The following is a 17,846-nucleotide window of genomic DNA, read 5'->3' as shown; positions in this document are numbered from 1 at the left end:
CGAAAGAGACAGAAGTTGGCCGTATCAAGGGGAAATCTTGAGGGCAACAGATGCCGTTTCTATTGAAAAGTAATGCATTTATATGCCATGAGCAACACTGTTCCAGTTTTAGCGTTGGTTTTGATGAAAAGCATCTTTAATGCATTGCGATTGGGTGAAAAGAGTGTGCAGTTAAAGAAAAATTGGCAGGAATAATCAATCGATGATGATATTGGGAGGCAAGGGAGAACAGCTATGAGCACAAGGCATGGAGGAGGCTGGCCTCCTCCATGGTGAACGAGGGTGCTGAAGGGGCATCACTCTCCCCTGGCGACCCCCTCACGTCTGGGGTCTGCGGCCCCCAGCCAGCCGCCGGCATGGCGCTGGACGCCCTGCAGCCCGGAGGTCTGCTCGTTAAGCAGGACCTCGTGCCCTCTGGCTTTGAGCCCCTGAACCACGGCGTCGGGCGTGCGCCCCTGCTCCAGCTCGGTGGGGCCGTTGCGACTGCCGAAATTGGGCAGGTTGATGGCCTGCTGCAGGTCGAGCCCCCAATCCTGGGTGCCGAGCAGCGCCTTGCCCACGTAGTTGATGATGGCCGAGCCTCCCGGGGAACCCAGGCTCATCTCCAGCTCGCCGCTTGCCTTGTCAAACACCAGCAGGGGCGACATGGAGGAGCGGGGGCGCTTGCCGGGCTCCACCCGGTTGGCCACCGGCAGGCCGGCGGCGTCCACCGAGGTGAAGGAGAAGTCGGTGAGCTGGTTGTTCAGCAGGTAGCCGTTGACCATCAGCCGCGAGCCGAAGCCATCCTCGATGGAGCTGGTCATGGCCACCGCCATGCCGCTCTTGTCCACGATGGAGATGTGGCTGGTGGAGGGCAGCTCCGGGGTGGCGTCCCGGCCCCAGGCCAGCGCCCGGGGCGGGTTGCCGGGCTGGGCGACGCCCATGGAGCGGTTGCCGATAAGGTGTCCCCGCTGCGCCAGATAGCCCTTGTCCAGCAGGCCTGTCACCGGCACGTCGACGACGTCGCCATCAGCCACGTACTGGTTGCGATCGGCGAAGGCGAGGCGTGCCGCCTCGCTGTAGAGGTGAATGGCCTCGCTGGAGGCGGCCAGTTGACCCTGCTCCCCCTGTACCGGTTTGAGGGCGGCCATGTCCCGGCTTTCCAGCATGCCGAAAATCTGGCCAAGGGCGATGGTGCCGGAGGAGGGGGTCGGGAAGCCGCAGATCTCGCTCTGGCGATAGTCAAAGCAGAGCCCGTCCCGCAGCTTGGCCTGGTAGCTGGCGAGATCGGCGGCGCTCAGCACCCCGGGGTTGGTCGGGTGGGCGTGCACCTTGGCCACCATGGCCTCGGCCAGCGGGCCGCGATAGAAGGCGTCGGGGCCGTCGCTTGCCAGGGTACGCAGCACCCTGGCCAGGGCCGGGTTGGTGAGCCGGGTACCTGCCGTCTTGGGAGTGCCGTCCGCCTGATAGAAGTAGGCACGGGCGTCCGGATCCCCGGCCAGATAGGGATCTTTTGCCAGCAGGGTGGCGAGGCGGGGGCTTATCACGAACCCTTGCTCCGCGAGGGTGATGGCGGGTTCGAACAGCGTGGCCCAGGGCAGCTTGCCATAGCGCTCGTGGGCCAGGGCCAGGGCTCGCACCGTGCCGGGGGCGCCGACGGAGCGCCCGCCCACCACCCCCTCATAGAAGGCCATGGGTTTGCCCTCCTTCATGAAGAGCTGATCGGTGGCAGCGGCGGGGGCTGTTTCCCGGCCATCCACCGCCGCCACCTGCTTGCCGTCCCACACCAGCATGAGGGAGCCGCCGCCGATGCCCGAGGATTGAGGTTCCACCAGGGTCAATACCAGCTGGACGGCGATGGCCGCATCGACGGCGCTGCCCCCCGCCTTGATGATCTGGTAGCCCGCATCCACCGCCAGCGGGTTGGCCGCCGCCACCATGAAGTCACGGCCCTGCCAGCCCGGTTTGTCAATCCAGCCGCTGGCCGCCTCCGGGGCGATCAGGGTCTGGGGAGGAGGGACATAGTGAAAGCCGTCCTGGGAGGCGCAGCCGCCAAGCAGGCCGAGGGCGACCAGCAGGCCGAGGGGTTTGAGGGACATGACAGGCTCCTTGTCGGTTTCTTGTTCACCTGCCGAAATGTGTCACACTTGGAGCTTGATTAAAAGTTTGTCTTAATACTCATATGGTTACAATGCTCTCAAGGAGGCGCTCATGACACACCGGGGGAAGCTGGCGAAACCTTGCATGGCGGGGCTGCTCTGCCTGTTGCTGACGGCCTGCGGGGAGCCGACCTTCAGACCGCTGGCCCAGGGGGAGACCCTGCTCGCCTTCGGGGACAGTCTGACCGAGGGGCGCGGGGTAAGCCCGTCCCAAAGCTACCCCAGCGTGCTGGCGACCCTGAGCGGCCATCCCGTGGTCAATGGCGGGGTGTCCGGAGAGCTGAGCCAGGCCGGCAGGGCACGCCTGCCCGGGTTGCTGGCCCGGCACAGACCCGCTCTGGTCATCCTGCTGGAAGGGGGCAACGACATCCTGCGTGGCAGCGGGGAGGCGGCCCTCAAGGCCAATCTCGCCGCCATGATAGAGGCGGTGCAGGGGAGCGGGGCCCAGATCCTGCTTGTCGGGGTGCCCCGAAAATCCCTGTTTGCCGATGGCGCTCCCCTCTACGAGGAGCTGGCAGAGCAGTACGGGCTGGTGCTGGACAACGACAGCATCGGCGAGTTGCTGCGAGACCCGGCCCTGAAGTCCGATACGGTGCATTTCAATGCCGAGGGTTACCGCACCCTGGCGCAGCGACTTCATCGACTGTTGCAGGAAAGGGGGGCACTCTAGCGAGGTGTCATGCTGCCGGGGCAGTTCGCCATGCTGCTAAAGCCTATGGGGTCAGGAGATTGCGCGGCGGGAGGGCGACGGCGCTACTCCAGAGGCGTCCAGCCCGTGGCGACAATGCCCGAAGACATGAAAAAACCGCCGTGAAGGCGGTTTTTTGCAATCAGGCTGAGCCAATTTGCTTAGATGGACTGCTCTTCACCACCCAGGGCGGCAAACAGGGCCGGGATGAACTGGGAGAGCTCGGCGGTGACCAGGGCGAAGTCGGCGTCCAGGCGGGCGGCGGGATCTTCACTGGTGACGTCGTCGTTCTGCTCGCGCAGCTCTTCGCTGAACTTGAGGCGCTTGATGGAGAGATCGTCCCCCAGCACGAAGCTCAGGGTTTCGCCCCAGTTGAGGGCCAGCTTGGTCACCAGCTTGTCGTTGGCCAGGTGATTCTTGATCTCCTCGCTCATCAGATCCTGCTGCTTGCAGCGGATGATGCCGCCGTGCTCCATGGCGCTGCGCAGCTCGGCTTCGTCCTCCAGGGTGAAGGCGGCGGGCAGGTTGCCCTCATTGAGCCACTCGGTCATGGTGATCTCGGGCGGGTTCTTGAGGGCCACCGGCACTACCGGCAGGGAGCCGATGGATTTGCGCAAGAGCGCCAGCAGATCGTCCGCCTTCTTGGCGGAGCCTGCATCCACCACCATCAGGTTGTCGGCAGGGTTTATCCAGGCGAAGGTCTGGCTGGTGCGGCTGAAGGCGCGGGGCAGCAGGGTGTGCATGATCTCCTCTTTCAGCGCCTCCTTCTCTTTCTTCTTGAGGGCGCGGCCCTGCTCGAATTCAATGGCCTCTACCTTCTCCGCCAGCATCTCCTTGACCACGGTACCGGGCAGCATCTTCTCTTCCTTGCGAGCGCACAGCAGGATGTGGCCAGAGGCGGCGTGGGTCAGGGTGGAGCCGAATTTGCCAAGGGGCTTGACCCACCCGAACCGGGAGATGTCCTGGCTGCCGCACGGGGTGAAGGCGCAGGCTTCCAGCTGGGTTTCCAGCTGCTCAACGGTCAGGTCGAAGGGGCGGGTAAAGCGGTAAATCTGCAGGTTTTTAAACCACATGGCGTCCTCGGTCTCTAGATTGTCCGGCGGGCATTGTACTAGAGAGGCGCTTTGTGATCAGCCAATCATTCTCGCTAAATAAAGGGCGATCGACCTCACAGGGCCCCACCTTGATCCCCCGGGAGCGGGCCCAACTCCCCTAGACTGCGAGTGTTCACATTGCTGACAAGGAGGCGACCATGTTGAGACAGAGTCGGCCGGAAGACATGGAAGAGATCGTCGAAATCTGGCTCCTGGCCTCCCTGCAGGCCCACGATTTCGTCGATGCCTCCTGCTGGTGGCAGGCTCAGGAGGAGCTGCGTACCCGCTACCTCGATCACGCCCGCATCTGGGTGTTCGAGGAGCGAGGGGACCTGCTCGGCTTCATGGCGCTGGTGGATGATTACCTGGCTGCACTCTTCGTGCGCCCCGATAGGCAGGGGCGGGGGGTGGGGCACGCCCTGTTGCAGGAAGCCAGATCCAGATGTGCCGAGCTGCATACCCGGGTCTTCGTGGAGAACGAGCCTGCGGTGCGTTTCTACCGCCGCCACGGCTTTGAAATCGGGGGGGAGGTGCCCGATCCCCTCACCGGTCATCTTCAGTACCAGATGCATTACCAAGCCGTCTGAATCTGACGTCTGGGGCTGCCCCGGTTGAAAACGGGGGGCTCCATCCTCATCTTGTTTCCATCCCGGGGCGCCCTCGCCCCCGCTCTCTTCTCCTTATCGAGCCGTTTTCCATGAAGATCCTGCACACCGCCGACTGGCACCTCGGTCATCAGCTTCACGGCCACGACCGCCGCTTCGAACACGACGCCTTCCTCGACTGGTTGGCCGACACCATCAAGACCCGCGACATCGATGCCCTGCTGGTGGCGGGCGATCTGTTCGACACCGCCAACCCTCCCGCCAGTGCCTGGCAGCAGCTCTACCGCTTCCTGGCACGGCTGCGGGCCGAGCACCCGGCACTGGAGATGGTGCTCATCGGCGGCAACCACGACTCTCCCTCCAAGCTGGATGCCCCCCACGAGCTGCTGCGCGCTTTCGACCTCCATCTGGTGGGCAGCATCAGCCGGGACGACGAGGGGCGCCTCGAGACCGAGCGCCTGCTGGTGCCGCTGCGAGGCAAGAACGGCGAGGTGGCCGCCTGGTGCGCCGCCGTGCCGTTTCTGCGCAGTAGCGATCTGCGCCCCGACGGGCTCAGGGAGGGGCAGGACAGACTCATCGAAGGGGTACGCCAAGTCTATGAGGCGGTGCTGAGCGAGGGGCGGGCGCGCTGCCATCCGGATCAGGCCCTCATCGCCATGGGCCACGCCTATCTGGCGGCGGGCCAGCTCTCCGAGCTCTCCGAGCGGCGGGTGCTCGGCGGCAACCAGCACGCTTTGCCTGCCGAGCTGTTTGCCGCCGCCGACTACACGGCGCTGGGTCACCTGCACCTGGCCCAGAGTCCGGCCGAGGGGGTGCACTACAGCGGCTCGCCGCTGCCGCTCTCGCTGGCCGAGGCGAATTACAACCATCAGGTGCTGGAGGTGACGTTTGAGAGGGGCAAACTGGCCCGCCTTGAGCGGATCCCGGTGCCCCGCGCGGTGGAGATGATCCGGCTGCCCCAGAGCGGCCTTGACGAGGCGCTCCAGGCCATCGAGGCGCTGGCGCTACCCGCTTGCCCGCAGCAGGCGCAGCCCTTCCTCGAGGTGCGGCTGCTGCTGCCCAAACCCGAGGCCCGCATCCGCGAGCGCGTGCTGGCCGCCATCGGCGACAAGCCGGTGCGCCTTGCCCGCATCACGACCAGTTATCAGGGCTCGGGCCAGGGGCTGGCGGATGGTGCCGGCCAGCGCAGGCTCGATGAGCTCTCCCCCACCGAGGTGTTTCGCCTCTGCTATCAGCGTCAGTTCGACGGGGAGCCGGAGGCCGAGCTGGTGGCGTCGTTTGAAGAGATCCTGGAGCAGGTGAAGGAGTCCAGCCAATGAAAATCTTGTCGCTGTCAGGGGAGAATCTGGCCAGCCTGACCGGTCAATTCACCATCGATTTTGCCGGTGGCGCTCTGGGGGCTGCCGGCCTGTTTGCCATCACCGGCAATACCGGCGCGGGCAAGAGCACCCTGCTCGATGCCATCTGTCTGGCGCTCTACGACGAGATGCCGCGCTTTATCGCCAATCGCAAGAATGTCGCCGAAGTGGGCCGCATGGATGACGAGGAGAAGCTCAAGGCCAACGACGTGCGCGGCATCCTCAGCCGCGGCCACGCCAGCGGTTTTGCCGAGGTGCAGTTTCGCGGCTGTGACGGCCGCATCTGGCTGGCCCGCTGGGCGGTGCGCCGGGCCCGCAACCGCGCCGAGGGGCGCTTTCAGGCCCAGGAGCGCAGCCTGACCGACGTGGCGTCGGGCCAGGTGTTCAGTGGCAGCAAGCGGGAGCTGCAGGATCGCATCGACGAGCTGGTGGGGCTCTCCTGGGAGCAGTTTCGCCGCGCCGTCATCCTGCCGCAGGGGGAGTTTGCCGCCTTCCTAAAATCGAGCGCCGATGAGCGTTCGGCCCTGCTCGAACGGATGACTGGCACCGAGCTCTACTCCGCCATTTCGGTCCAGACCCATGAGCGGGCGCGGGAGGAGCAGCAGAAACTGGCTGCCATCAGCCAGCGGCTCGGTGACGTGGCGCTGATGGACGAGGCGACCCGCGAGCAGTGGGTGAGCCAGCAGATAAGCCTTGCCACCAGCCTCAAGCACGAGCAGCAGCAACAGCAGCTGATGCAGGACTTGCGCGATCTCAACGGCCGCATCGCCGCCCAGTTGCAGGCCTGTCAGGAGGGAGAGGCGGCCCTTGCCGCGGCCGAGGTGGCCCACGCTGCGGCCGCCCCCGAGCGGGAGGAGTTCGCCCGCGCCGAGCAGGCCCAGGTGGCCCGCGCCGATCACGACGAGCTGGCTCGCCTCACCCTGGAGGTGCAGCAGCAGGAGAAGGCGCTGGCCGAGCTTGGTCCCGAACTTGGCAAGCTGGAGGAGCAGACCCAGCAGAGCGCCCTCACCGAACAGCAACTGCTGGCGGAGAAGATCGCCGCCGAGCGCGAGTGGGGCGCCCTGCAGCCCGAACTCAAACGGGCGCAGGAGCTCGATACCCGGATTCGGGAAAAGCAGCAGCAACTGCAGAAGATCCAGCAGGAGGGGGCGCAGGAGCGGGAGGTGCAGCTCACCCTGGAGCAGGGCTGGCGCCAGCAGAGTCAGCAGGTGGAGCAGCTCAAGCGCCAGCACCAGCAGTGGGGTGCCTGGCTCGAGGAGCACAAGGAGCTGGCGCCGGTCGCCCGCCAATGGCAGCCCCTGCTCACCGCCATGCAGGATTGGGCCGAGGATGCCGACAGGCTGCAGCAGCTCCTTACCCTGCGCGAACACAAGCTGCGCGCCCTCAGGCAGTTGCAGCACCAGCTGGAGCAGGGGCAGCAGGAGCGCGACTACTGGCTGCGCGAGCAGGAGCGGCTGCAGCAGCAACAGCACGAGCTGCAGGAGCAGCAGTGGGAGGGGCGCCTGGCCAAGGCGCAGGAGCAGTGGCAGCAGCAGAGCGAACAACTGGGCCAGCTGCGCCAGCTGCTGGAGCTGGCGGACTATGGCCGCAATCACGGCGAGCAGCATGGTCGCCTGCAGCAGGAGATCGCCCAGCTGGAGCAGGCGCTCGGCAAGCTGGCTATTCTCGGCGACGAGCTGGCGCCGGCCCGTGAGCGGCTCGCCCTGCAGCGGGACGAGGCGCGCCACGCGCTGGAGCAGTCCCGCGCCATCGCCAGTTTCGAGCAGCATCGCCACATCCTGCGCGACGGTGAACCTTGCCCGCTCTGCGGCGCCGAGGAGCACCCCTATCACCAGAGCCAGCCGCAGGTGGCCGGTATTCTCGGCCAGCTGGCGGAGCGCGTCCGCAGCCTGGAGCTTGAGTGGGAGCGGCTCAATCACCAATACATTCAGTGCGAGAGTGAACGCCAGGAGCTGGCCCGCCAGCTGGCGGTGCGTCAGCAACATCTACCTGAGCTGGAGACGCGCGCCGAGCAGCTGACCCAGCGCTGGCAGCAGCTCGGCGGTGCCGAGCTGCTGGGCCATCCGTTGCCGCTACGTCAGAGCCCGATCGAGTGGAACGAATTGATGAGTACCCTGCTCGGTCGCGGCCAGAGTCTGGAGCAGGGGCTGGTCCGCAGCCAGCAGCAACTGCGCGAGGCCCAGCAGGGGCAGCAGCAGTTGCAGGCCGTGCGCCAGCAGCTGAGTCAGCTGGCCAGCCAGCACCAGCAGTTCGAGCAGCAGTGGCAGGAGGCCGACCGCCAGCGCATCGCCCTGGAAGGGGAGGTGAAGGGGATGGGCGAGCAGGAAACGACCCTGCGCCAGCGCCTTGAGCAGGGGGGCAGCCGGCTCGACGAGCAGATGGGAGGCCAGCCCTGGCGTCAGTGGCTGGGCAGCCAGCAGTGGCATGAGTGGCAGCGGGCCTGCGAGGCCTGGCTGCACGGCCAGAGCGAGTGGGAGCGGCTGACCGGCGAGATTGCCAGCCTCACCCCGGCCCTGAGCGCCCAGGAGGCACGCCTGCAGACCCAGCGCGAGCTGCTGCACAAGCTCGAGCGCGACTACAAGGAGCACGAACAGCAACGGCAGGGGCTGGTCACCAGCCGTGCCACCTGTCTGGGGGGCGAGGAGATTGCCTTGGTCGAGAGCCGCTGGCAGCAGCGGCTGCAGCAGCTGGCGAGCGAGCTGGAGACGATGCAGGGGGCGGCCCGCGCCCTGCGCGAGCGCCAGACCGAGCTCAAGACCCGTCTCAGCCATCTGGAGCAGGAGAAGCAGGTGAGCAGCCGTCGGCGACGGGAGGTGCTGGGGCGCTGGGCTGCCCACGCCAGCAGCCTCGGCATCGCCGAATATGACCTGCGCCGCCTGCTGGCCATGAGCCCGGATGAGCTCAAGGGGCGCCGCGCCGCCTTGCAGGCGCTGGAGGATGCCCGCGCCGAGGCGCGTACCCGTTTGACCGAGCGGCAGCGGGCGCTGGCACTGGAGGAGAGCAAGCGGGATCGTTACCGCGAGCATCACCCCGAGCTGGCCGCGTTGGCGCCGCCGGAGCTCGACAGCCGGCTGACGGCGCTGGAGGCGCACTGCCGCGCTCTCGACGAGCAGTTGTTCCAGTGCAAGAGCACGCTGGCCCAGGCCGAGGCGGCGGCCCTCAAAGCGGGCACCTTGCAGGAGGAACTGGCTGCCCAGCAGGCGGTGGCGGATCACTGGCAGCGCCTCTGTGACCTTATCGGTTCGGCCAGCGGCGCCAAGCTGCGCACCTTCGCCCAGAGCCTCACCCTGGAGCGGCTGCTGCTGGAGGCCAACGCCCAGCTCGCCGAGCTCTCCCCCCGCTATCGGCTGGAGCGGGTGCCCGGCACCGATCTGGCGCTGCAGGTGGTGGATCTCGACATGGGGGATGAGGTACGTTCGGTGGATTCCCTCTCCGGCGGTGAAAGCTTCCTGGTGTCGCTGGCGCTGGCGCTGGCCCTATCCAGCCTGTCGTCGCGCCAGACCCAGGTCGAATCGCTGTTCATCGACGAAGGCTTCGGCACCCTCGACCCCGACAGCCTGGATCTGGCGCTTGCCAGCCTCGATTCCCTGCAGGCGGCCGGTCGCCAGATCGGGGTCATCTCCCACGTGCAGACCCTGGTGGAGCGGATCGGCGTGCAGGTGCGGGTGGAGGCCCTCGGTGGCGGCGAAAGCCGGGTGGTATTGCCCGGCTGACGACGTGTCGCCCATGGCCCTCCATGAACAAAAAGGCCTCTGTCACAGGGGCCTTTTTGTTGGTGTGCAACTCGTTGCTGGTTATTTGCGCTCGGGCAGCATATTGGTCAGGGTGTTGTCTTTGAGCACATGGTGGTGGTAGATGGCTGCCGCCGCGTGCAGGGCAATCAGGGCATAGCCAATGTTGGCCAGCGTCTCGTGCAACTCCTTGATGGTGCCCTTCAGGCCGTCGTCGGGCGCGATGAGGGCGGGGAGCGCCAGGCCGAAGAAGGGGATGGGCTTGCCGCCCGCACTCAGCAGCAGCCAGCCCAGCAGCGGAGTGAGGAGCAAGAAGCCATAGAGCGCCAGGTGGGCGAGCTTGGCCAGCGTGAGCATCAGGGGGGAGAGCTCGGGCACGATACGCGGTGAAGGGCTACCCACGCGCACCAGCAGGCGCACGACCACCAGCGCCAGGATCAGCAGACCCACCATGAAGTGAAACTCCTTCATCAGGTCGCGGCCGGCCGACCCTTTGGGGAAGATGTCCCTGAACTCCATCAGCGCATAGACGGCGATCATCAGCAGCAGGGTCAACCAGTGCAGCCCTATGCTCAGGCTGCCATAACGTTGTTCGGTATTTCTCAGCATCGTTGTCTCCTCGCCACTTAAGCGGTTTATCTCTTTTCATCCCGTCTCATATCGAGCCAAAGGACCCGCAGGTATCCCTCTTGAGGGTACTCGGCTTGCTTATGCCCGTGTTGATCTCGATAACATTTCTGCCTGTTTGCCGTCATGCTGACCTGTGCGGGAGCCCATGGAGTATCGGGAGATGGAAGGGGCAAAAAAAAAACCGAAGCACCAGGCTTCGGTTTTTGGCGGTCGCTGGCGTCAGGCCAGGGCGCATTATTTCTTGATGCGGATCACCGGGGTTTCGCCCACGGTCACGGCGCCAGTCATCTTCACCAGCTCTTTGATCTCGTCCATGTTGGAGATGACCACAGGTGTCAGGGTAGACTTGGCTTTGGCTTCCAGAACGGCCAGATCGAACTCGATGATGGTGTCACCGCGCTTGACCTGTTGACCTTCCTGAGCGATACGGGTGAAACCTTCACCCTTCAGCTCGACGGTGTCGATACCGAAGTGAACGAACAGCTCGATACCAGAGTCGGACTCCAGAGAGAACGCGTGGTTGGTCTCGAAGATTTTGCCGATGGTGCCGTCGCACGGAGCAACCATCTTGTTGCCGGCCGGTTTGATGGCGATGCCGTCGCCGACGATCTTCTCGGCGAAGACGACGTCAGGCACATCTTCGATGGGGACGATTTCGCCGGACAGCGGAGCAAAGATTTCGATGCCGCCAGTGTCAGAACTGTCGTCGGAAACCAGTTTCTTCAGTTTGTCGAACAGACCCATAGTAAAAGCTCCTAGAGATGATTGTCGCTGTTTGCAGCCGATCTTAGCAGACTGCCTTCTGCTTAATAAAGTTATCTACGCACGCTTCGATTTCGGCGGCGGTGGCAAAGCTCAGCGCCTGGTCGGCCATGGCCTTCACATCTTCGAAGTTGGTGTTGCGGATAAGCTTCTTGATACGCGGTACAGAGATGGCGCTCATGGAGAACTCATCCAGACCCATACCCAGCAGCAGCAGGGTGGCGCGTTCGTCACCAGCCAGTTCACCGCACATACCGGTCCACTTGCCATTGTCATGGGAAGCGTCGATCACCATCTTGATCAGGGTCAGGACGGAGGGTGACAGCGGGTTGTACATGGCGGAAATCATCTCGTTACCACGGTCGACAGCCAGGGTGTACTGGGTCAGGTCGTTAGTACCGATACTGAAGAAATCCACTTCCTTGGCCAGATGATGAGCCATCACGGCCGCGGCCGGGGTCTCGATCATGATACCGACTTCGATGGATTCATCAAAGGCTTTGCCTTCGGCACGCAGTTCGGCTTTCAGCGTCTCCACGGTAGCCTTCAGGCTGCGGAACTCTTCGACGGAGATGATCATCGGGAACATGATGCGCAGTTTGCCGAAGGCAGACGCACGCAGGATGGCCCGCAGCTGGGCGTGCATGATGTCGGTGCGATCGAAGAAGATACGCACGGCACGCCAGCCCAGGAAGGGATTCATCTCTTTCGGGAAATTCATGTAGGGCAGTTCTTTGTCGCCGCCGATGTCCATGGTACGGACGATGATCGGTTGATCCGGCATGGCTTCGGCCACTTCTTTGTAAGCCTTGAACTGCTCGTCTTCGGTCGGCAGCGCGTCACGGTCCATGAACAGGAACTCGGTACGGTACAGACCCACGCCTTCGGCGCCGTTGCGGATGGCACCTTCGGTGTCCTTGACGGTCCCGATGTTGGCGCACACTTCGACCTGGTGGCCATCCAGGGTGATGGCAGGCAGGTCTTTGAGCTTGGCCAGCTCGTCCTTCTCGGCCTGGAACTGGGCCTGGAACTTCTTGGCTTCGTTCAACTGGTCGGCGGTCGGGTTGATGATGACCTGGTTGTTGATCGCATCCAGCACCAGCATGTCACCGTTCTTGACGCGCTCGGTGATGTCGTTGGTGCCCACGACGGCCGGCAGCTCCAGGGAGCGGGCCATGATGGAGGTGTGGGAGGTACGGCCACCGATGTCGGTGACGAAGCCCAGCACGTATTTCAGGTTGATCTGAGCGGTTTCAGACGGGGTCAGGTCTTTGGCGACCAGGATGACCTCTTCGTCGATGGTGCTCAGGTTGACAACGGCGATGCCCAGTACGTTCTTGACCAGACGGGTGCCGATGTCACGGAAGTCGGTGGCGCGCTCACGCAGATAGGGGTCATCCAGATCGGCCATCATCTTGGCGTACTGTTCGATCACCTCGTGAACGGCTCTGTCGGCAGAGGCCTTGTGTTCTTTGATGAAGGATCTGATATCCCCTTCCAGCTCTTCATCTTCGAGCAGCATGATGTGGCCTTCGAAGATGGCCTCTTTTTCTTCACCGAAGGTGCGACCGGCCATCTCTTTGATGGCTTCCAGCTGTGCGGCTGACTTGGTGCGGGCTTCGAGGAAGCGGTTGATCTCGGCATCAATCTGTTCGGCGGGAATCTTGCCCTGATTGATAACGATTTCATCTTCTTTCAGAAGAAGCGCCTTGCCGAATGCGATACCGGGGGACGCAAGAATGCCAGATATCATAATCCTTCCTATTAAAACGACTGTGGGGGAGGAATAAAGCTGGATTACTCCAGCTCGTCCATCAGGGCAACCAGCTTCTCAACGGCTTTCTGAGCGTCCGGGCCGTCAGCCTGGATGGTCACGTTGGTGCCTTTGGTCAGACCCAGGGTCTGGAGCTTGAACAGGCTCTTGGCGCTGGCGGATTTGCCACCGGAGACCACAGTGATCTCACTTTGGAATTCTTTGGCTTCTTTCACGAACTGAGCTGCAGGACGGGTGTGCAGGCCGTTTTCAGCAGTAATAACAACAGACTTCTCGTACATGGTTTCACCCCATATTATTGATATTGTTTGGAGAGATGGTCGCCAATGAGGCTTCCTGTCTCACCGTGTCAGTATGGATATGTTGTAAAGTAACGAAATCAGACCTGCAATGGTTTAATCCAGGTCAATTTTCTGTGCAGTATTCGGCGTTGTGGCCAGGTATTTTTTCGCTATCAGGCTGCAAGCCGCGTCAGGACTGGCCTGAAATTATTTTATAACGAAAAATAACACTTTGTTACCTTGTGATACCTTGCCAGCAAACACCTCGTGACGCCGCACAGGATATGAGATTTATCACAGAATGTCTGCTTTTTTTGTCATATCCAATTTTGTTATTTTACCCCAAAAAATAAGGGGCCGAGTGGCACTGGTGGCTAGAGAGTTTAGCGCATAATGAAAACGGCGCTCCGAGGAGCGCCGTCGTGTTGGTGTTGGCTGATCAACTACTGCTGCAATTCCTGCTCGCTGAACACACCGGCGAAGAGGGCGCTGGAGAGGTAACGCTCGGCGGCGCTCGGCAGGATGACGACAATCGTTTTCCCTTCGAACTCCGGCTGCTCGGCCAGACGGTTGGCAGCGACCACGGCAGCGCCGGAGCTGATACCGGCCAGGATCCCTTCCTCTTCCATCAGGCGGCGGGCCATCTCGATGGCTTCGTCACTGCTCACCTGCTCGACGCGGTCCAGCAGGCTCAAATCCAGGTTGCCCGGGATGAAGCCGGCGCCGATGCCCTGGATCTTGTGGGGACCGGGCTTTATCTCTTCACCCGCCAGTTTCTGGCTGATGACGGGGGATTCGCTGGGCTCGACCGCCACGGAGACGATGGCCTTGCCTTTGGTCTTCTTGATGTAGCGGGAGACCCCGGTGATGGTGCCGCCGGTGCCGACGCCCGCCACGAACACATCCACCTCGCCATCGGTGGCGTCCCAGATCTCGGGGCCAGTGGTCTGCTCGTGGATTTCCGGGTTGGCCGGGTTTTCAAACTGTTGCAGCAGCACGTACTTGCCCGGCTCGGATTCGAGGATCTCGTTGGCCTTGGCAATGGCGCCCTTCATGCCGAGGGGACCTTCGGTCAGCACCAGGTTGGCACCCAGGGCCTTGAGCAGCTTGCGGCGCTCCAGGCTCATGGTGGCCGGCATGGTCAGGGTGATGGGATAGCCGCGGGCCGCAGCCACGAATGCCAGGGCAATGCCCGTGTTGCCGCTGGTGGGCTCGATGATCTCCTTGCCCTTGGTCAGCACGCCGCGTTTCTCGGCATCCCAGATGAGGTTGGCACCGATCCGGCACTTGACGCTGAAGCTTGGGTTGCGGCTCTCTATCTTGGCCAGCACGCGGCCCTTGGTAACACGGTTGAGACGAACAAGCGGGGTGTTGCCTATGGTCTGGCTGTTGTCCTCAAAAATTTTGCTCATGGTGCTATCCCTGTGTTTGTTAAGGCGATGAAACAAGATTACCCTGTGGTTTCTGAATGAGAAGTGACGAATCGTTATAACAATATGTTATTACAACATATAGAACTTATTCTCTCTTGCCGAGGGGGCTCCCGCTGCCTGGGCATCCAATGGAAGGGATCTCATGGGATTTGCAGGAAGCGACCGCTATCTCGCATCACAGGCACTGAAGATGGCCGTCGATGCCGCCATCGTGCTGGAGAAGCCGCTGCTCATCAAGGGTGAGCCCGGTACGGGCAAGACAGTGCTGGCGGAGGCGGTGGCCGAGTCCCTGGGCGCCGAGCTCATCAGCTGGCACATCAAGTCCACCACCAAGGCCCAGCAGGGGCTCTACGAATACGATGCCGTCGCCCGGCTGCGAGACTCCCAGCTCGGTGACCCCAGGGTAGGGGAGATAGGCCACTACATCCGCCGGGGTAAGCTGTGGCAGGCCTTCAGCGCAGAGCAGCGGCCAGTGCTGCTCATAGATGAAATCGACAAGGCGGACATCGAGTTTCCCAACGATCTGCTGCTGGAGCTGGATCGGATGGAGTTCGATGTCTACGAGACCGGCGAGCGAGTCAAGGCCCGCCAGCGACCCGTGGTCATCATCACCTCCAACAACGAAAAAGAGCTGCCGGACGCCTTCCTGCGCCGCTGTTTCTTCCACTACATCCGCTTCCCCGACAAGGCCGAGATGCAGGCCATCGTCAAGCTCCACTACCCAAACCTCAAGGATCGGCTGCTCGACGAGGCGATGACGCTCTTCTTTGAGCTGCGTGCGGTAGAGGGGCTGCGCAAGAAGCCGTCCACCTCCGAGCTGCTGGACTGGATCCGGCTGCTGTTGGCGGACGATATCGCCCCCGAAGCCCTGCGCACCCGTGAGCCCGGCAAGCTGGTGCCCGCACTCTACGGTGCCCTGCTCAAGACCGAGCAGGACCTGCATCTGTTTGAGAAGCTCGCTTTTCTGGCCAGACGCGGCAGCTGACCCATGCTGATCGACTTTTTTACCCATCTGCGCCGTCACAAGCTCCCCTGCAGCCTGCGCGAATTGCTGGACTTGCACGCGGCGCTGGCTGCCCAGCTGGCCAGCCTCGACATGGACGAGTTCTACCAGCTATCCCGCTGCCTGCTGGTGAAAGACGAGGCGCACTATGATCGCTTCGATCGCGCCTTCGCCGAGTATTACGAGGGGTTGGCCGCCATCCCCCTGTTGCCGGAGAGCCTGCCTGACGACTGGCTGCGCAAGGAGTTCGAGCGACTGTTAAGCCCGGAGGAGAAGGCGTTGCTCCAATCCCTTGGCGGGCTGGACAAGCTGCTGGCGACCCTCAACCAGCGCTTGAACGAGCAGAAGGAGCGTCACGCCGGCGGCAACAAGTGGGTCGGCACCGGGGGCAGCAGCCCGTTCGGTCACGGCGGCTATCACCCGGAAGGGATCCGCATGGGGGGAGAGGGCCAGCACGGGCGGGCGACCAAGGTGTGGGAAGCGCGCCACTTTCGCAACTTCAGTGACGACTCGCCCCTGGGGCAGCGCGCCATCCAGCTCGCCCTGCGCAAGCTCAGGCGCTGGGTGCGCCGGGGCAATCCCGACGAGCTGGATCTCGACGACACCATCCAAAGCTCGGCCAGGCAAGGCTGGCTCGATGTGAAGCTGCGGCCCGAGCGCCACAACGGGGTCAAGCTGCTGGTCTTCTTCGATGTGGGGGGCTCCATGGATGCCCATGTGGCCGAGGTGCAGCGCCTCTTTTCGGCCCTGCGCCACGAGTTCAAGCACCTGGTGTTCTTCTATTTTCACAACTGCCTCTACGACTTCGTCTGGCAGGACAATGCCAGGCGCCTTGATGATCGGTTCGATACCCTGCGGCTGCTGCGCACCTACGGCAGCGACTACAGGGTGATGGTGGTGGGGGATGCGAAGATGGGCCCCTATGAAATCACCTGGCCAGGTGGCAGCGTAGAGTACTGGAACGAGGAGCCCGGCCAGGTGTGGCTCGGGCGCCTGCAACAACATTTCCCCAAGATGGTGTGGGTCAATCCGCTGCCAAGGCAGGAGTGGCTGTGGCACCCCTCCATCAAGTTGATGAACGAATTGATCGGCGGGCGGATGCACCCGCTGACCCTGGCGGGTCTGGCTGCGGCCATCGACCAGCTGTGACCCTCTGAACCCTAAAAAACAGACAAGCCGGGATTGCACCCGGCCAGGAGCAAAGATGACCTCTATCGTAATCAGTGGCTCAGGCCTCTATACCCCTCCCTTTGCCGTCAGCAATGAAGCGCTGGTGGCGGCCTTCAACCAGTACGTGGATCTCTACAACGAGGAGAACGCCTCCGCCATCGATGCAGGGCAGCTGCCTGCCAAGCAGCACTCGAGCTGCGAGTTCATCGAGAAGGCCTCCGGCATCAAGAGCCGCTATCTGGTGAGCAGCGAGGGGGTGCTGGATCCCGACATCATGCAACCGCTCATGGCGGAGCGCCCGGACGATCAGCCCTCCATCATGGTGGAGATGGCGGTGGCGGCCGCCGAGCAGGCGCTGATCGCCGCCGGTCGTGAACCGGGGGAGATCGATCTTGTCATCGTCGCCGCCTCCAACATGCCGCGCCCCTACCCGGCGCTGGCCATCGAATTGCAGCACTATCTCGGCGCCAGCGGCCTGGCGTTCGACATGAACGTGGCCTGCTCTTCCGCCACCTTCGGGATCAAGACCGCCGCAGACATGCTGGCGGCAGGCACCGCCCGGCTGGCGCTGGTGGTCAATCCGGAGATCTGCTCGGGTCACCTCAACTTCCGCGATCGGGACAGTCACTTCATCTTCGGCGACGCCTGTACCGCCGTGCTGCTGGAGCGGGAGGCCGATTGCCAGGTGGCCAACCCCTGGCAACTGGTGGCCAGCAAGCTGGTGACCCAGTACTCCAACAACATCCGCAACAACTTCGGCTTCCTGAACCGGCTCAGCCCGCGCACCCGCTACGGCGACGACAAGCTGTTCCGCCAGCAGGGGCGCAAGGTGTTCAAGGAGGTGCTGCCCCTGGTGTGCGATCAGATAGCCTCCCAGCTGGCGGAGCAGGGATGGGCGGCCGATGGCTTGAGCCGGCTCTGGCTCCATCAGGCGAATCTGACCATGAACCAGTTCATCGGTCGCAAGTTGCTGGGCCATGACGCCTGCCAGCAGGAGGCGCCTGTCATCCTCGACCGCTACGGCAACACCAGCTCGGCGGGTTCCATCATCGCCTTCCACCTCTTCAACCAGGATCTGCCGAGCGGGGCTCGCGGAGTGCTCTGCTCCTTTGGGGCCGGTTACTCCATCGGCAGCCTGCTGCTGCAGCGGCGCTGAGCACCCTGTTTTGCCCATGAAAA

Annotated in this window: 14 protein-coding genes; 7 read left to right on the top strand and 7 right to left on the bottom strand. The window is 63.2% G+C overall.

Annotated elements, in window-relative coordinates; all coding sequences use genetic code 11:
* Positions 1 to 296 precede the first annotated feature (296 nt).
* Complete coding sequence (gene ggt, locus AB5Y47_RS06715; protein WP_323950041.1) at positions 297 to 2,078, bottom strand: gamma-glutamyltransferase; 1,782 nt, start codon at positions 2,076 to 2,078, stop codon at positions 297 to 299.
* Between the two features lie 112 nt (positions 2,079 to 2,190).
* Here ggt and AB5Y47_RS06710 point away from each other — a divergent pair, with 112 nt between their 5' ends.
* On the top strand, positions 2,191 to 2,808 hold the full coding sequence (locus AB5Y47_RS06710) for an arylesterase (RefSeq protein WP_368220047.1): 618 nt from the start codon (positions 2,191 to 2,193) through the stop codon (positions 2,806 to 2,808).
* A gap of 179 nt (positions 2,809 to 2,987) precedes the next feature.
* On the opposite strand, the gene rdgC is transcribed toward AB5Y47_RS06710, so the two are convergent.
* Positions 2,988 to 3,899 carry a recombination-associated protein RdgC gene (gene rdgC / locus AB5Y47_RS06705; protein ID WP_010673564.1) on the bottom strand — a complete coding sequence of 304 codons (912 nt, stop codon included), beginning with the start codon at positions 3,897 to 3,899 and terminating at the stop codon, positions 2,988 to 2,990.
* Between the two features lie 179 nt (positions 3,900 to 4,078).
* Here rdgC and AB5Y47_RS06700 point away from each other — a divergent pair, with 179 nt between their 5' ends.
* From AB5Y47_RS06700 to AB5Y47_RS06690, 3 genes are all read left to right on the top strand, one after another.
* A complete protein-coding gene (locus tag AB5Y47_RS06700; protein ID WP_010673565.1) occupies positions 4,079 to 4,507 on the top strand; it encodes a GNAT family N-acetyltransferase in 429 nt (142 codons plus the stop codon).
* Positions 4,508 to 4,617: 110 nt separating this feature from the next.
* Positions 4,618 to 5,844 (top strand): exonuclease SbcCD subunit D C-terminal domain-containing protein, encoded by a 1,227-nt coding sequence (locus AB5Y47_RS06695; protein WP_043155829.1) that lies wholly within the window; start codon positions 4,618 to 4,620, stop codon positions 5,842 to 5,844.
* Positions 5,841 to 9,596 carry an AAA family ATPase gene (locus AB5Y47_RS06690; protein WP_109422229.1) on the top strand — a complete coding sequence of 1,252 codons (3,756 nt, stop codon included), beginning with the start codon at positions 5,841 to 5,843 and terminating at the stop codon, positions 9,594 to 9,596. Before AB5Y47_RS06695 ends, AB5Y47_RS06690 begins: the two co-directional genes overlap by 4 nt.
* Before the next feature lie 81 nt (positions 9,597 to 9,677).
* Here AB5Y47_RS06690 and AB5Y47_RS06685 read toward each other — a convergent pair whose 3' ends face one another.
* The 5 genes from AB5Y47_RS06685 to cysK all read right to left on the bottom strand — a co-directional run bounded on the left by AB5Y47_RS06685 (position 9,678) and on the right by cysK (position 14,473).
* Entirely contained in the window at positions 9,678 to 10,223 is a 546-nt protein-coding gene (locus AB5Y47_RS06685) for a cytochrome b (protein ID WP_010673568.1), read from the bottom strand.
* Positions 10,224 to 10,478: 255 nt separating this feature from the next.
* Positions 10,479 to 10,988, bottom strand: a complete 510-nt coding sequence (crr, locus tag AB5Y47_RS06680) for a PTS glucose transporter subunit IIA (protein ID WP_010673569.1) — start codon at positions 10,986 to 10,988, stop codon at positions 10,479 to 10,481.
* 43 nt (positions 10,989 to 11,031) lie between these two features.
* Positions 11,032 to 12,759, bottom strand: coding sequence for a phosphoenolpyruvate-protein phosphotransferase PtsI (ptsI, locus tag AB5Y47_RS06675; protein WP_041213301.1), 1,728 nt, complete (start codon positions 12,757 to 12,759; stop codon positions 11,032 to 11,034).
* 44 nt (positions 12,760 to 12,803) lie between these two features.
* The gene (locus AB5Y47_RS06670; protein WP_005303128.1) at positions 12,804 to 13,061 is read right to left on the bottom strand and encodes an HPr family phosphocarrier protein; all 258 of its coding nucleotides are present in this window, start codon (positions 13,059 to 13,061) and stop codon (positions 12,804 to 12,806) included.
* A gap of 443 nt (positions 13,062 to 13,504) precedes the next feature.
* Positions 13,505 to 14,473 (bottom strand): cysteine synthase A, encoded by a 969-nt coding sequence (gene cysK / locus AB5Y47_RS06665; protein ID WP_010673571.1) that lies wholly within the window; start codon positions 14,471 to 14,473, stop codon positions 13,505 to 13,507.
* A 163-nt stretch (positions 14,474 to 14,636) separates the two neighbouring features.
* Between cysK and AB5Y47_RS06660 the strand changes: the two genes are divergently transcribed.
* Genes AB5Y47_RS06660 through AB5Y47_RS06650 form a run of 3 tightly spaced genes read left to right on the top strand, consistent with a single transcriptional unit; the run spans position 14,637 to position 17,823 of the window.
* The gene (locus AB5Y47_RS06660; protein WP_323951922.1) at positions 14,637 to 15,479 is read left to right on the top strand and encodes a MoxR family ATPase; all 843 of its coding nucleotides are present in this window, start codon (positions 14,637 to 14,639) and stop codon (positions 15,477 to 15,479) included.
* Positions 15,480 to 15,482: 3 nt separating this feature from the next.
* A complete protein-coding gene (locus AB5Y47_RS06655; RefSeq protein ID WP_109422231.1) occupies positions 15,483 to 16,646 on the top strand; it encodes a VWA domain-containing protein in 1,164 nt (387 codons plus the stop codon).
* A gap of 55 nt (positions 16,647 to 16,701) precedes the next feature.
* Positions 16,702 to 17,823, top strand: a complete 1,122-nt coding sequence (locus AB5Y47_RS06650; protein WP_368220046.1) for a beta-ketoacyl-ACP synthase III — start codon at positions 16,702 to 16,704, stop codon at positions 17,821 to 17,823.
* Positions 17,824 to 17,846 lie beyond the last annotated feature (23 nt).

This window comes from Aeromonas sp. R7-2, assembly GCF_040908105.1.
GTDB classification, from domain to species: domain Bacteria; phylum Pseudomonadota; class Gammaproteobacteria; order Enterobacterales; family Aeromonadaceae; genus Aeromonas; species Aeromonas caviae.
The sequence above is the reverse complement of the archived record's forward strand: the minus strand, read 5'-3'. Positions and strand labels throughout refer to the sequence as shown.